12 protein-coding genes are annotated in these 14,056 nt (G+C 62.1%); 6 read left to right on the top strand and 6 right to left on the bottom strand.

Going from position 1 to position 14,056, the window contains the following annotated elements; all coding sequences use genetic code 11:
* Positions 1–11: 11 nt before the first annotated feature.
* The 3 genes from ACP5E6_RS04040 to ACP5E6_RS04030 all read left to right on the top strand — a co-directional run bounded on the left by ACP5E6_RS04040 (position 12) and on the right by ACP5E6_RS04030 (position 4,248).
* Complete coding sequence (locus tag ACP5E6_RS04040) at positions 12–1,454, top strand: mannose-1-phosphate guanylyltransferase/mannose-6-phosphate isomerase (protein WP_427952026.1); 1,443 nt, start codon at positions 12–14, stop codon at positions 1,452–1,454.
* A gap of 212 nt (positions 1,455–1,666) precedes the next feature.
* Positions 1,667–3,064 (top strand): TIGR03013 family XrtA/PEP-CTERM system glycosyltransferase, encoded by a 1,398-nt coding sequence (locus ACP5E6_RS04035; RefSeq protein ID WP_427952024.1) that lies wholly within the window; start codon positions 1,667–1,669, stop codon positions 3,062–3,064.
* An 86-nt stretch (positions 3,065–3,150) separates the two neighbouring features.
* On the top strand, positions 3,151–4,248 hold the full coding sequence (locus ACP5E6_RS04030) for a PA0069 family radical SAM protein (RefSeq protein ID WP_427952021.1): 1,098 nt from the start codon (positions 3,151–3,153) through the stop codon (positions 4,246–4,248).
* 289 nt (positions 4,249–4,537) lie between these two features.
* Here the strand turns inward: ACP5E6_RS04030 and ACP5E6_RS04025 are convergent, their stop codons facing one another.
* The 6 genes from ACP5E6_RS04025 to ACP5E6_RS04000 form a co-directional block, all read right to left on the bottom strand.
* Positions 4,538–5,866, bottom strand: coding sequence for an APC family permease (locus tag ACP5E6_RS04025; protein WP_427952018.1), 1,329 nt, complete (start codon positions 5,864–5,866; stop codon positions 4,538–4,540).
* A 126-nt stretch (positions 5,867–5,992) separates the two neighbouring features.
* Positions 5,993–7,366, bottom strand: coding sequence for a glutamine synthetase family protein (locus ACP5E6_RS04020; RefSeq protein WP_427952015.1), 1,374 nt, complete (start codon positions 7,364–7,366; stop codon positions 5,993–5,995).
* Positions 7,363–8,754 (bottom strand): aspartate aminotransferase family protein, encoded by a 1,392-nt coding sequence (locus tag ACP5E6_RS04015; protein WP_427952012.1) that lies wholly within the window; start codon positions 8,752–8,754, stop codon positions 7,363–7,365. Before ACP5E6_RS04015 ends, ACP5E6_RS04020 begins: the two co-directional genes overlap by 4 nt.
* A 352-nt stretch (positions 8,755–9,106) precedes the next feature.
* Positions 9,107–9,685, bottom strand: a complete 579-nt coding sequence (locus ACP5E6_RS04010; protein WP_427952009.1) for a cupin domain-containing protein — start codon at positions 9,683–9,685, stop codon at positions 9,107–9,109.
* 6 nt (positions 9,686–9,691) lie between these two features.
* Positions 9,692–10,813 (bottom strand): alanine dehydrogenase, encoded by a 1,122-nt coding sequence (gene ald / locus ACP5E6_RS04005; protein ID WP_427952006.1) that lies wholly within the window; start codon positions 10,811–10,813, stop codon positions 9,692–9,694.
* Between the two features lie 83 nt (positions 10,814–10,896).
* On the bottom strand, positions 10,897–11,085 hold the full coding sequence (locus tag ACP5E6_RS04000; RefSeq protein WP_427952003.1) for a hypothetical protein: 189 nt from the start codon (positions 11,083–11,085) through the stop codon (positions 10,897–10,899).
* A 37-nt stretch (positions 11,086–11,122) separates the two neighbouring features.
* Here ACP5E6_RS04000 and ACP5E6_RS03995 point away from each other — a divergent pair, with 37 nt between their 5' ends.
* From ACP5E6_RS03995 to ACP5E6_RS03985, 3 genes are read left to right on the top strand one after another with little or no spacing between them, the layout of a single operon-like run.
* Positions 11,123–12,268 carry an ABC transporter ATP-binding protein gene (locus ACP5E6_RS03995; protein ID WP_427952000.1) on the top strand — a complete coding sequence of 382 codons (1,146 nt, stop codon included), beginning with the start codon at positions 11,123–11,125 and terminating at the stop codon, positions 12,266–12,268.
* 13 nt (positions 12,269–12,281) lie between these two features.
* Positions 12,282–13,217 carry an ABC transporter permease gene (locus ACP5E6_RS03990; RefSeq protein ID WP_427951997.1) on the top strand — a complete coding sequence of 312 codons (936 nt, stop codon included), beginning with the start codon at positions 12,282–12,284 and terminating at the stop codon, positions 13,215–13,217.
* Entirely contained in the window at positions 13,214–14,053 is an 840-nt protein-coding gene (locus tag ACP5E6_RS03985; protein WP_427951994.1) for an ABC transporter permease, read from the top strand. The genes ACP5E6_RS03990 and ACP5E6_RS03985 overlap by 4 nt, the downstream gene beginning before the upstream one ends.
* Positions 14,054–14,056 lie beyond the last annotated feature (3 nt).

The raw sequence follows: 14,056 nt of genomic DNA, 5'->3' as shown, positions 1-14,056 counted from the left end.
TGGGGACCAGCATGGCTGACGATACGGAAACGCGGGACGAAACGATTGTGCCGGTCATCCTTTCGGGCGGCACCGGGACGCGGCTGTGGCCGGTGTCGCGCCGGGCGTATCCGAAGCAGTTCTGGCCGCTGATTTCGGCGCGCACCATGCTGCAGGAAACCGCTGGACGGGCGAGCGGCGGCGATTTCGCGCCGCCAGTGGTGGTCGCCAATGAGGAGCATCGCTTCATTGTTGCTGAACAATTGCGCGAATCCGGGGTGATCGGCGCGCGGATCATGCTCGAGCCGGTGGGTCGTAACAGCGCGCCAGCGATTACCGCTGCCGCCCTGCTGGTCGCGGAATCCGATCCTGACCAGGTGATGTGGATCATGGCGGCGGATGCGGCGATCGCCGATCCGGTTGCGTTGCAGGCTTCGCTGGCGGTTGCGGCGGCCACCGCGCGGGCGGGGTTCATTGTTACGTTCGGGATGACGCCGACCGGGCCGGAGACCGGGTATGGCTATATCGAGCAGGGTGACCCCCTGCCCGGCCATGACGGTGCGTTCCGGATCGCCCGCTTTATCGAGAAGCCCGATGCGGCGAGCGCGGCGCGATTGATTGCCGAAGGACGATATTTGTGGAATTCGGGCATGTTCGTCGTCACGGCGCGCACCCTGCTCGCGGAAATCGAACGCCACGCGCCGGCGGTGGCGCGGGCGGTGCGGCTGGCGTTTGATGAGCGTCGGCCGGATCTTGATTTCATCCGTCTTGGTGCGGCGGGGTTCGGCGGCGCACCGGATATCAGCATCGATTACGCGATTGCGGAGAAAACCGATCGCGCCGCCGTGGTGCCGGCGGCGCTGGGGTGGTCGGATGTCGGATCGTGGGCGGCGATCTGGGAGGTCGCGGTGAAGGATGCCGCCGGCAACGCCACGATGGGGGACGCCGTGGTCGAGGATTCGCGCGGTTGTTATGTCCGCAGCGAGGGGGCGGTGACCGCGGTGCTCGGGTTGGATGATGTTGTGGTGGTGACCACGACCGACGCCGTGTTGGTGACGCATCGGGGGCAGACGCAGAACGTCAAGCGCGTGGTGGACCGGCTCAAGCGCGACAAGCGCCCGGAGGCGGAGGCGCATCGGCGGGTGTATCGGCCATGGGGGTTCTATGAGAGCCTGATCCAGGGGGATCGGTTCCAGGTCAAGCGGATCGTGGTGTTGCCGGGGGCGAAATTGTCGTTGCAGAAGCATTTTCATCGTGCCGAGCATTGGGTGGTGGTGGCCGGTTCGGCGGTGGTGACGCGCGACGCGGAGACGCATTTGGTGCGGGAGAATGAAAGCCTTTATTTGCCGCTTGGCTGCATTCATCGGATGGAGAATCCGGGGAAAATTCCGTTGACCCTGATCGAGGTGCAGTCCGGCGCGTATCTCGGCGAGGATGACATCGTGCGCTACGAGGATACCTACGGCCGGAGCTGACCCCACGAGCGACGGATGGGTGCCGGTCCTGATGTAATCTGATCGGGATTATTGTGCGATTTTAGCACTTTCTTAACCAGTTTCCGGCATCCTGCGAGGTGATGAACAAGGACCGGGACCATGGGTGAGCGTTGGGATGCGGGGCTGGCGAGGCCGGACGGCACCGGTGGCCGCGGTTTGGCGACCTGGTTTGGCGGGGAGTGGGTGGGTCGATGAACGCTGCGGCGGTCATGTTCTGCCTCGATGCCGCGCTGATTGTGGTGGTTTGGCCGTTTGCGGCCTGGTTTGCGCTGCCGGGGCGGCTGCCACGGATCGACTTTGAGATCGTGCTGATCCTGGCGCTGTATCCGCTTGCCAATCTGCTCTCACTCTATGCGCTGGGACTGTATCGCCGCGATGTGATCTTGACGGTGAGACGCTCGATCCGCCGACTGCCGCTTGTGGTGGGCATCGGCACTGTCGCCGCCTCGGCGTTGGTGCTCGTGCTGCCGATGCTGCTGGCGCGGCAGGGCAAGGCCTGGCCGCCGCTCCTGCCCGATCCGCTGTTCGTCGCGGCTTCGACCTGTTTCACCGGATGCGGCGTTGCCGCGCGGTTGGCGTTTTTGCGTCTGCGCAAATCGGGACTGCTGAAACGCCGGTTGCTGGTGGTTGGCGCCGGGCGGCGCGCATGGGATCTGGCATGGATGCTTCAAAGCGAGGGTCGTAATCTGCATTACGACGTCACCTTTGTTCATGATGAGCGTTTCGGGCCGGTCGATCCGCGTCTTCAGCGTGACGATTCCCGCCGTGTGATCCAGTCACCGGGCGGGATTCTTGAGGTTGCCCGGCAATTGAGGGCGGACCAGATCGTGATTGCGCCGGACGAACGGCGCGGCATGGCGCTGGATCGGCTGATCGACTGCAAAATGGCCGGCTACCCAGTGTATCAATATATGAGTTTTCTGGAGGCTGAAATCCGCCGGATCGACATCAAGCGGCTCGATCTGTCGTGGTTGCTCTATTCCGAAGGTTTTTCATACACGATGTTCGATCGCGCGCTGAAACGGGCACTTGATGTCTCGGTCAGTCTGATCCTTCTGATCGTGGCATCACCGTTCCTGCTGGGTGGCATTCTGGCCGTTTGGCTACAGGATCGCGGCTCGCCGTTCTACTCGCAGATCCGCGTTACCAAAGGGATGAGGCATTTCAAAATTCTGAAGCTGCGCACGATGCGACTGGATTCCGAAACCGCCGGTGCGGTCTGGGCCGACGCCCATGATCGTCGGATCACCAGGGTTGGGAATTTTCTGCGCCGCACGCGAATCGATGAGATACCGCAATTGTTCAATATTCTCAGGGGGGAGATGTCGTTCGTCGGCCCGCGACCAGAGCGCCCGGAATTCACCCGCGAGCTTGCGCTGCAACTGCCGCTGTACAACGAACGTCACATCGTCAAAGCCGGTCTTACCGGTTGGGCGCAGATCAATTACCCGTATGGGGCCTCGCTGGATGATGCACGCTCCAAGCTGAGCTATGATTTATATTACGTTAAAAACGCTTCGATCGCGTTCGATCTGCTGATCATTCTTCAGACATTACGGGTTGTTCTCTGGCCTTCGGGGGTTCGGTAAGCGATTCGGTGTAAGTGTTCTTATTTTGTTCTTGACCGGCGTGGTGCGCGTTGTTAACAATGAGTTGTTAATGATTGGGGCACATCATGAACGCAGGAATACTCGTTTCCAGGACGATCCGCCTCGACGGACGTGGGACCAGACTCGATCCGGCCAATCGGTTCGAGACGGAGCACCATGACAGGGTCGACGATGGGTGGGAGACACTGGCTGAGGCGGTAGCGCCGCCGCAAACCGTGCTGATCCGCGATGCGACCCGCTCGGTCATCAGCCATAACGATAGTCCGGATCTCGGGTTCGATCGGAGTCTCAATCCTTACCGTGGGTGCGAGCATGGTTGCATTTATTGCTATGCACGGCCGACCCACGCTTATCTTGGCTTTTCGCCGGGACTCGATTTCGAGACGAAGCTGATCTTCAAACCGGATGCGGCCGCGCTGCTCGAGCGTGAGTTGTCGCGCAAATCCTACACGCCCGCGCCGATCGTGCTGGGATCGAACACCGATCCCTATCAACCGATCGAGCGGCAGTTGAAACTCACCCGCGCCGTGCTCGAAGTGCTCGACCGGTTCAACCATCCGGTCAGCGTCATCACCAAATCCGCCGGGGTGCTGCGCGACGCCGATATTCTGGGGAAAATGGCGTCACGCAACCTGGCACGGGTGCATTTGTCGATCACCACGCTCGATCCGCGCCTCGCGCGCGCAATGGAGCCTCGCGCCTCGAGTCCGATCCGGCGGCTTGACGCCGTTGCGGGGCTGACCGCTGCGGGTATTCCGGTCGGGGTACTGGCGGCGCCGATGATTCCAGGGCTGAACGATGCTGAACTCGAGCGTATCCTCCGAGCCGCCGCCGAGGCTGGGGCGAAGAGCGCCAACGCAATTCTGCTGCGTCTGCCTCAAGAGGTTGGTGCGCTGTTCGAGGATTGGTTAAACCGTATCATGCCCGATCGCGCCGCCCATGTTCTCAGCCTGATCCGCCAGACCAGGGGCGGGGCGCTGAACGATGCGAAATTCGGCAGCCGGTTCGTGGGCACCGGCCCGTATGCGGCTCTTCTCAGCGCCCGGTTTCACCGCGCGGCGAGACAGTTCGGGCTCAGTGACGAACCGCCCCCACTCGATTGCAGCGGTTTTGCGCGCCCGCCGCATCGAACCGGGCCGGGTGCACAATTGTCGCTATTCTGACCGGGACCGGCACCCTGGCGGCCCCGCGACGGATGGAAACGCCATGGTGCTGGTTTGCCTGCCATGGCATCGATCGGCGATCAGGGTGCCATCGGGCCGAACGGTGACGCTGTGAAGACATCGGAAATGGCGCGACCTATTGTGGATGTGACTGAACCGGCCGGCTCAGTCACATCACGGGGTGCGCTAGAGCGTTATGCTTTCAGCTAAACGCTCTAGCTCTATGTTTTTTCGAGCGATTTCATGCGATTATGTTACCGCTGCCGCGTCAACTTAATCGCATATCGCTCTATTGCGCCGCTGCCGGGTTCGGCTCGCTTGGCAATGATGTCGCTTTGGGCCGGAAAAAGACGATGCCGACGATCAAGCCGCCGATCCCGACCAGATTGGTGACGAGGTTGAACGTCGTGATCGCGTAGAGCGCCATGGCGAACAGAAAAATCGCGCTCGCGCCGGGGAACAGGCAAAGTCCGATCCAGCGCAGCACCGATTCACGGTAGATATCCCGCAGCATCCAGGCCGCGACCAGACCGGCGAGGCCGTAATAATAGGCGACCTGGATGGCGATGGCATTGACCGAGTCGGTGATAATCGCGTTGATCGAGGGCATCAGCGACGATACCCACAGAACGACCAGGCCGACGCCGATCAATAGATACATCGCCCGCACCGGCGTTTCGGTGCGTTGGTCAACCACACCGAACGTGCGCGAAAGCGATCCATCCCGCCCCATGGCGAAGAGGGTGCGCGAGAATTGCAGCATGGTGGTTTCCAGCGTCGCGATCGAGGACAATATGACGGCAATCGAGGCAAATAATCCCCCGGTTCTGCCCAGGCCGGAGGCGATCGCGATGTTGTAGACGATATTGTCGCTATAGCCTTCCGCCGCCTTGGTCGTGAACAAAAGCAGCGCCGCCAGCGTGAAGGCGACATAATAGGTGATCGTCACGAATACGCTGCCGAACCCGCCATTGCCGGCGTTGATCTCGGCATCCTTGGTTTCCTCGGCGAGATTGGCGGTGACATCCCACCCCCAGTAGAAGAAGATCACGACCAGCGCGGCACCGGCGAAGCCGCCGGCGGTGTAGTGAAAGCCGAACCAGGACCATGAGAACGGATTGACCGCGCCATGCAGGCCGATGTGAACGAAGGCCGCGATGGCCACGATCGCCAGGATCAGCAGCTCGATCGAGCTCATGATCATCTGAATTTTGCTGGTCAGCTTGATGCCGGCGATCAGTACCACGGCGATCAACAGGAACCATATCGTCGCGACGCTGGTGGTGGCGAGCACGCTCTTGGTCAGCGCAGGGGCGATGAAATTGAGGGTCGAGGTTGCGATCGGCAGGCTGCCGGTGACCATGAAGACCATTGAAGCCACAAGGAGCGCCCAGCCGGAAAAGAAGCCGAAAAACCGGCCAAATACGCGGCTGGTCCATTCATAGGCCGCGCCGGCGTGCGCCATTCGCTTGGTCAGCGCCTTGTAGGCGACGGCGATGCCGAGCATTGGAACCGCAAAAATGATCAGACTGCCCGGTGACATGAAGCCGGCGGCGCCGATCAGCGCTGCTGTGGTCACCGCGATGGTGTAACCCGGCGCGCTGCCGGCAATACCCATAACAATCGATTCAATAAAAGAAAGTGAGTTTGCTTTCAACTCTGTTCGCATTGTCTGTCTCCTGTTCGGTTAAACTCTCCTGGCGTGATCTTTTATTATAGACTGCTGTGCAGGCGGGCTGCAGCATCAGGCGTTTTTTAAATAAGCGTCGTATTCCACATCGGAGACCCGATGGCGGAATTCGTCGATTTCCTGGCGTTTGCACGCGGCGAAAATGCCCTGGAACCGGGCGCCGAAAATATCCGCGGCGCGGGACGAGCCGGCGAAGCGTTCCGTCGCGGCGCTCCAGGCGATCGGCAGTTTCGGGGCGGCGGCGCCGGTCCGGTCGCCGATGGTTTCCGGGCCGGGGTCGGCCTTGGTCTCGATACCATCGAGCATCGCGCCGAGCAGTGCCGCGAAGGCCAGATAGGGGTTGCAATCGGCCCCGGCGACGCGGTGTTCGATCCGCGCCGCGCGGGGCTCGGCATTGATCACCCGGATCGCCGACATCCGGTTGTCGTGCCCCCAGTCGCCGAACACCGGGGCATGGGTACCGGGGGCGAAACGACGGAAGGAGTTGGCATGGGGGGCGAAGACCAGCATGGTATCGGGCATCGCCGCGACCAAGCCGCCGAGCGCGTGATACAGGATCGGGTGCGGATGTGTGGCATCGCCGGTGAAGACATTGTCACCGTTACGATCAAGCAGCGATATATGGACATGCATGCCGCTGCCCGCCCAGTTGCCGAAGGGTTTGGCCATGAAGGTGGCGGACAGGCCGTGCCGGCGGGCGATCTGTTTGACCGCTCTTTTGAAGAGCACCGCATCGTCGGCGATCCGCAGGGCGTCTGGCGCGTAGCGCAGCGTCACCTCGAATTGTCCCGGGCCGTTTTCGCTGATCAGCGTATCGAGGGCGATGCCCTGGCTCGAGGCCGCGCGCAGCAGGTCGCGCAGGATCGGCTCGTAATCGTGGATTTCCCACAGACCCATCGTGTCGGTCTGCCAGCCGCGCCAGGCACTTTCATCGGCGCCGCGTGGCGCGATGCGCTGACCGCCGGCGCGATTTGGATCGACCAGGTAGAACTCAAGCTCGACACCGAGCGCTGGCGTCAATCCCTGTTGCGCATAGCGTTCGAGCACGCGGGCGAGCACGCCCCGCGGGTCGGCGTAGAACAGCGAGCCATCCGGCTCCTGCATGGTCAGCAGCGCTTGGGTGGCGCAGCCCTCGGCCCATTGCATGCGCGCGATGCTGTGAGGCACCGCGATGCAGTTACCATCGGGGTCGCCGGTATCGAAGGCGATGCCACCCTCGACGATGTCGCGACCCCAGATGTCAAGCAGATAGGCCGAGCGGGGGATGGCGATGCCGGCGCCAAGCAGCGCGCGGGCCTTGTCGCGTTGCAGCCATTTGCCGCGCGGCACGCCATTGACATCGATGATGAAGGCCTCGATCAGCTCGCTCCCGCTCAGGAGAGCCAGCCGGTCCTCATGGGTGGAGACGATGTCCATAACATCGCTCACAGGATTTCGGATTGCACATCGGCCTGGGTCGCCTTGATCGCTGATGTGGCGCGGGCGACCAGCTCGTCGATTTCGTCGTCGGTGATCGTCAGCGGCGGGGAGAACACCATGGTATCGCGCACCGCGCGCATCACCAGGTCATTGGCGAAACAGTGGTCGCGGCAGAGGGTGCCGACACGGCCACGCTTATCGAAGAAGCGCCGCGTGCGTTTGTCGGCGGTCAGTTCGATCGCGCCGATCAGGCCGGTACCGCGGATTTCACCGACGATCGGTTGATCATCGAGCGCGGCGTGCAGCTTTTCGCGCAGCCTGATGCCGCTGGCCGCGGCCCGCGCCACCAAGCCCTCGCGCTCGATGATGTCGAGATTGGCCAGGGCGACGGCGCAGGCGACCGGGTGGCCCGAATAGGTGAAACCGTGGTAGAACTCGCCGGTGTCGTTGATCAGAACATCGGCCACGCGGTCTCCGACCAGGACCGCCGAGAGCGGGATGTAGCCCGAGGTGATGCCTTTCGCCAGCGTCATCAGATCGGGGGTGATGCCGAAGGTTTCGCTGCCGAACATGCGGCCGGTGCGGCCGAAGCCGCAGATCACCTCGTCGGCGATCAGCAGAATGTCGTTGTCGCGGCAGATCCGGTTGATTTCGGGCCAGTAGGTGTCGGGCGGGATGATGACGCCGCCGGCCCCCTGGATCGGCTCGCCGATGAAGGCGGCGATGTTGCCGGCGCCGATCTCGCGGATTTTGTCCTCGAGCTGCCGGGCTGCGTAGAGGCCGAATTCATCGAGGCTCATCTGACCGCCGTAGCCGTACCAGTAGGGGGGCATGACATGGGCGAAATCGGGCAGCGCCGCCCCCTGGCGGTGCATGTCCACCATGCCGCCGGCGGCGGCGCCCAGCGTGGTTGAGCCGTGATAGCCGTATTCGCGGCCGATGATGACGCGTTTTGCGGGCTGGCCCTTGGTGATCCAGTAGGTGCGCGCCATCCGCAGCGCGGTATCGACCGCTTCGGAACCGGAGCTGGCGAAGAAGGCGTGGTTGAGATCGCCTGGCGCCATCGCGGTCAGGCGATCGGCCAGCGCGATCACCGGGCGGGTCGCGGTTTTGAAGAAGGTATTGTAGAAGGGCAATGTCTGCATCTGACGCGCCGCGGCATCCACCAGCTCATGGCGGCCGTAACCGACGGCGACGCACCAGAGTCCGGCCATGCCGTCGAGGATGCGGTGGTTGGCGTCGTCGGTCAGGTAAACGCCATTGGCGCTGGTGATGATGCGGACTTTGCCCTGGTGGAGGGATTTATGGTCCGAGAACGGGTGCAGGTGATGCGCGGCGTCGGCCGCCTGCCAGTCGAAATCCAACGAAGCGGCCGCCGGGGCGGGATGATCGAGCATGAGATAACTCCGATGTTAGAGCGTTATGCTTTCAGCCTAACGCTCTATCTCTATGTTTTTTCGAGCGATTTCATGCGATTATGTTGCCGCTGTCGCGTCAACTTAATCGGATATCGCTCTAGAGCAAGATCGCGGCGGGATCGCCGCGGGGCTGCAACGATCAGGAGTGGTGGGGGCTGTAACCGATCCGGGCGCAGAGCCGAAGCAACTCGGCGCGGCCGTTGCGCGGCGCCACGAGAACCGACGCCAAGCTGTGGTTCAGGCCGGACTCGACATGGCTGATGTCAAAAATTACCATATCTCAGTACTGTAACCAGAATGAAATGCCAATTCAACTAAAAAACACGCGGGATCAGAAACTCGGCGGGGTGTTTGCGCTGATCACTTCGCATAATTCGTTGAACGGGTTTCGGAAGCGGTGCGGGATCTGGCTTCTGAAATAATAGGCATCGCCGATGCCGAGCGCCTGTTCCTGGTCGCCCACCGTTACCAGAAGCCGGCCGCGCACGACGATGCCGGCCTCCTCGCCGTCGTGACGCAGCATCGCCTCGCCGGTATCGGCGCCGGGGCGATAGGTTTCATGGAGCATCTGAAGGGCGCGTTCGGTGAGGCGACGGCCGACCATGCGAAACGAGATACGATCCTCGAAGGCAATTTCGGTCAGATCGGCCGCGGTGAAGAACACGTCCTCCGGGGCGGCAAGCTCGATGGTGAAAAACTCGGCGAGCGACATCGGGATGCCGTTGAGGATTTTTTTCAGCGACGCAATCGAGGGACTGACCCGGCCTTGTTCGATCAACGAAATGGCGCCGTTGGTGACACCCGCGCGGCGGGCCAATTCGCGCTGGGTGAGGCCGAAGAGCTGACGCGTCCGCTTCAGCCGTGCGCCGACGGCGGCATCGTCGCGCCCGGCCGGTGGGCCATCATCCATGCGATCTCACGCGGCTGCCAGCGCATCGTCAGCGGTCAGCAGCGACTCGCCCAAAGCTTCGGCGACGGCGGGATGCACGATGCGGCCTTCCGCGACATTCAAACCCGCGCGCAGGTGCGGATCGGCCCGGAGAGCATTTTTCCAGCCATGATCGGCGAGTTTCAGGACATAGGGCAGGGTTGCCTGGGCGAGCGCGAAGGTGGAGGTGCGCGGCACCGCGCCGGGCATATTCGCCACGCAATAATGCACCACGCCATCGACGATATAGGTGGGATCGTCATGCGTGGTCGGTTTGCTGGTCTCAAAACAGCCCCCCTGATCGATCGCGACATCGACCAGAACGGCGCCGCGCCGCATATGGCTCAGCATGGCGCGCGTGACCAGTTTCGGGGCGGAGGCACCGGGGACCAGCACGGCGCCGATGATCAGATCGGCATGAAATACCGCCTCCTCGATCGCCTCGGCGGTGGAAAAAACGGTCTTGAGGTGGGGGCCGTACAAATCATCGAGCTGTGCGAGGCGGGCGATCGATTTGTCCAGAATCGTCACATCGGCACCGATTCCCATGGCGATGCGCGCGGCGTTGGCTCCAACCACGCCGCCGCCGAGTACCGCCACCCGCGCGGGCGGCACGCCGGGCACACCGGCGAGCAGGACGCCGAAGCCGCCATTGGCCTTTTGCAATGATACGGCACCGACCTGCACCGCCATCCGCCCGGCGACTTCGCTCATCGGCGCGAGCAGCGGCAGGCGGCCATTTTCGTCGGTCACGGTTTCATAGGCGATGGCGATGACGCCGGATTGCATCAGCAATCTGGCTTGCTCGGGATCGGGCGCGAGGTGAAGATAGGTGAACAGGATCTGGCCGGGACGTAGTTGCCGGCATTCGCCCGGTTGAGGTTCCTTGACCTTGACGATCATTTCAGCGGTGGCGAATACCGTTGCGGCGTCCGGCGCGATTTGGGCGCCGGCCTTGGCGTAGGCGGCATCGTCCATGCCAATCCCCTCGCCCGCCGCGGTTTCGACCAGCACCTGGTGCCCGTGCATGCGGAGTTCGCGCACCGAGGCGGGGGTCAGTCCAACGCGATATTCGTGGTTCTTGATTTCCTTCGGAACGCCGATCAGCATGATTGAGATCTCCTCGTGGTCCGGATGCCGTTTAGAATAATCAACACCTTCTAAGCAGCCGGTCAGGCGCGCGCAACATGATTTCATGATGCCCCATCCGATTTCGACATATAAAACAGGATCACGAAACGATCATTCAAAGGATGTTGATTATTCTTGACGATCCGCAAAACTTTGGCGATGCTCTGGGTAACGGGAGTAAAGTCAGCATTAAACAAGGCGCCGTCGACCCGCGTGCCGGGTCGGTTGCCGGGGAGATTGAATGCGCGCACCGCCGAACCCGCACCACCCTGAGCTGACCGAGGCGGGATGAGCCTGTCCGGCGTCACGGCGCCCGATCGGGGTGCGTCTGCCGAACCGGGCGCTCAACCATGGGCGGCGGCTGACGCGAGCCGAGGCGCGATCGCGCTGGAACGGGTGAGCCGGGTGTTCGGTGGCGGCGTGGTGGCGGTGGACCAGATCGATCTGACGGTCCGGCCTGGCGAGTTTTTTACGCTGCTCGGCCCCTCGGGTTGCGGCAAGACGACTCTGCTGCGGATGATTGCGGGCTTCGAGGTGCCGGATTCCGGTCGTATTCTGGTCTCGGGACGGGAGATGCAGGCGGTGCCGGCTCATCGGCGGCCGGTGAATACGGTGTTTCAATCCTATGCCCTGTTTCCGCATCTGAATGTTGCCGATAATATCGGCTTCGGGTTGCGGATGCGCGGTGTGGCAAAACCGGAACGGAAGCTACGCGTCGATCGGATCATGGCGCTGCTGCAGATCGACGGGTTCGCGGCGCGCAATCCGGCCCAGCTTTCGGGCGGGCAGCGCCAGCGCGTGGCCCTCGCGCGCGCGCTGGTGAACGAGCCTGAGGTTGTGCTGCTCGATGAACCGCTCTCGGCGCTCGATGCCAAGTTGCGCGCGGAACTTCAGGTCGAATTGATGCGCATGCAGAAACGCCTCGGCATGACCTTCATTTTTGTCACGCATGACCAGCACGAGGCGCTGGTGATGAGCGACCGCATCGCGGTGATGGAGCGCGGCCGGTTGCTGCAGGTTGGCCCGGTGCTCGATGTCTATGAACAGCCGCGATCGGTGTTCGTTGCTGAGTTTCTTGGCCTGTCCAATATCTGGTCCTTCACGCGGGCCGGGGGCAACATGATCGATACCTCGATCGGGCCGTTGACCGTCACCGCCGCGATCGGGGTTCAGCGAAGCGCGATGATCCGGCCGGAGAAAATCTGGATTTATAGCGAGGGCGCCGTTCCGGAGAACCGTCCCAACATGTTCTGCGGTATTGTGCGCGAGGCGATTTATATGGGCGCCTCGACGCAATACAATGTTGAACTGCCCGGCGGGGCGGTTATCCTCGCGCTCGATACCAACAACCAGGCAGCGGAGCGCAGCTGGCGGCCGGGTGAGCGGGTTACGCTGGAACTCAAGCCGGACAACATCATGCTGATCGAGCAATGATTGCGGAGGCGGGATGTCGGCACTGACCGGGGCTGTGAGCCGCCAGGGCGCCGCTGAGCGCGCCGAACGCCTCGCGAGGGCATGGCGACTCTGGATCACCGCCGGACCTGGGCTGTTCTGGATCGTTATGTTCCTGATTCTTCCGAGCCTCGTTCTTCTGGGGATCGGTTTTTTCTCGATCGGCGATTACGGAAATCCGCATCTGCCGCTATCGATCGAACCGTTTCGCGAGGTCGCCGGCTATTCGATCCTCGGCTGGAGCCCTGGCAATATCGAGGTCATTTTCCGCTCGCTGCTCCAGGCGCTCTCCGCGGCGGGGTTGACGATTCTGCTGGCCTATCCAGTGGTTTTTTTTATCGTCACGCAACCGCCGGCGCTACGTCCCCTTTTGTTGCTGTTCGTGATCCTGCCGTCGTGGACCAATCAGGTGGTGCGCACCTATGCCTGGATGGAGTTGCTTGGTCCGGATTCCGTCTTGTCCCATCTGGCGCAGGCGGTCGGTTTCATCCCGGCGCATCTTGGTCTGATGCCGGGCATTTTCGCCATGCAGATCGGGCTGACCTATAATTATCTGCCCTATATGGTCGTGCCCCTCTACGCGGCAGCGGAGAAGCTTGACTGGAGTCTGGTGGAGGCCGGGCGCGATCTGTACGCGTCGGGCCGCAGGCTGTTCTGGAACGCGGTCTTTCCGCAGACGATCCCGGGCCTGCTGTCGGGCATCATCCTGGTCGCGATTCCCGCGTTCGGCGATTATGTGGTGCCGACCCTGCTTGGCGGCGGTAAATCGATGATGATCGGCTCGCTGATCGCCTCACAGTTTCTTGATACGCCGAATTGGCCCTATGGCGCCGCGCTAACGATTTTCATGTTGATATTCACCTGCGGTGGCCTGATCGTGTTTCGGGTCATGAGCAAACGCCTGGGGAGTTCCGAGGGCAGCATGATATGAGCCAGCATGTTGCACGATCGATGCGCCGGACTCTGCTGCTCACCAGCCTGCCGGTCTATGTGCTTCTCTATGCGCCGCTGGCATTGATCGCGGTGTTTTCATTCGCGCCGGGACCCGGTGCTGCGGGCGCGGGATTTCATTGGTACGATGAGTTGCTCCACGCGCCTGATGTGCTCGCGGCGTTGCGCCGCTCGCTCGAATTGGCATTCGGCTCGTCCATCCTTGGCACGGCGCTTGGCACATTGATGGGATTCGGGTTGAGCCGGTTTCGCAGCCGGTCGCGCGGCGGGGTTGCGGCGGCGCTGCCCGCCTTGATCATTTATACACCGATTATCATGCCCTCTCTCGTGTTTGGCATATCCGACCTGATTTTTTTCAATCTGATGCACAAGGCGACGGGCCTGTTCGCGGCGGGACTCCTCACCATGGGGATCGCGCATGTCACGTTCCAGGCCCCCTATGTCGCGCTCGTGGTCTTTGCCCGGATGGCTGGGCTTGACCCGAATTTGTTCGAGGCCTCGCAGGATCTGTATGCCGATGCACGGCAGTCGTTTCTGCATCTGACCGTGCCGGTGATCCGGCCGGCAATCATCGGCGGGTTTCTGCTCGCGTTCACGCTGTCGATCGATGATTTCACCATCAGTTATTTCACCGCGGGACCCGGCAGCACGACACTGCCGATTTATATTTACAGCGCGGTTGCCCGCAAGGGAATTGCGCCGGATATCAATGCCCTTGCGACGCTGATGATTGCCACTGTCATCGGCATCGGCCTATTGCAATACGGGTTCACGCGTCAAAGAGAACGGCATCCCGTGCTGCGCACCGGCGACTGATCA

Source organism: Acidiphilium sp., from assembly GCF_049977125.1.
Taxonomy (GTDB): domain Bacteria; phylum Pseudomonadota; class Alphaproteobacteria; order Acetobacterales; family Acetobacteraceae; genus Acidiphilium.
Note: the sequence above shows the minus strand (reverse complement) of the source record. Positions and strands in the feature narration are given on the sequence as shown.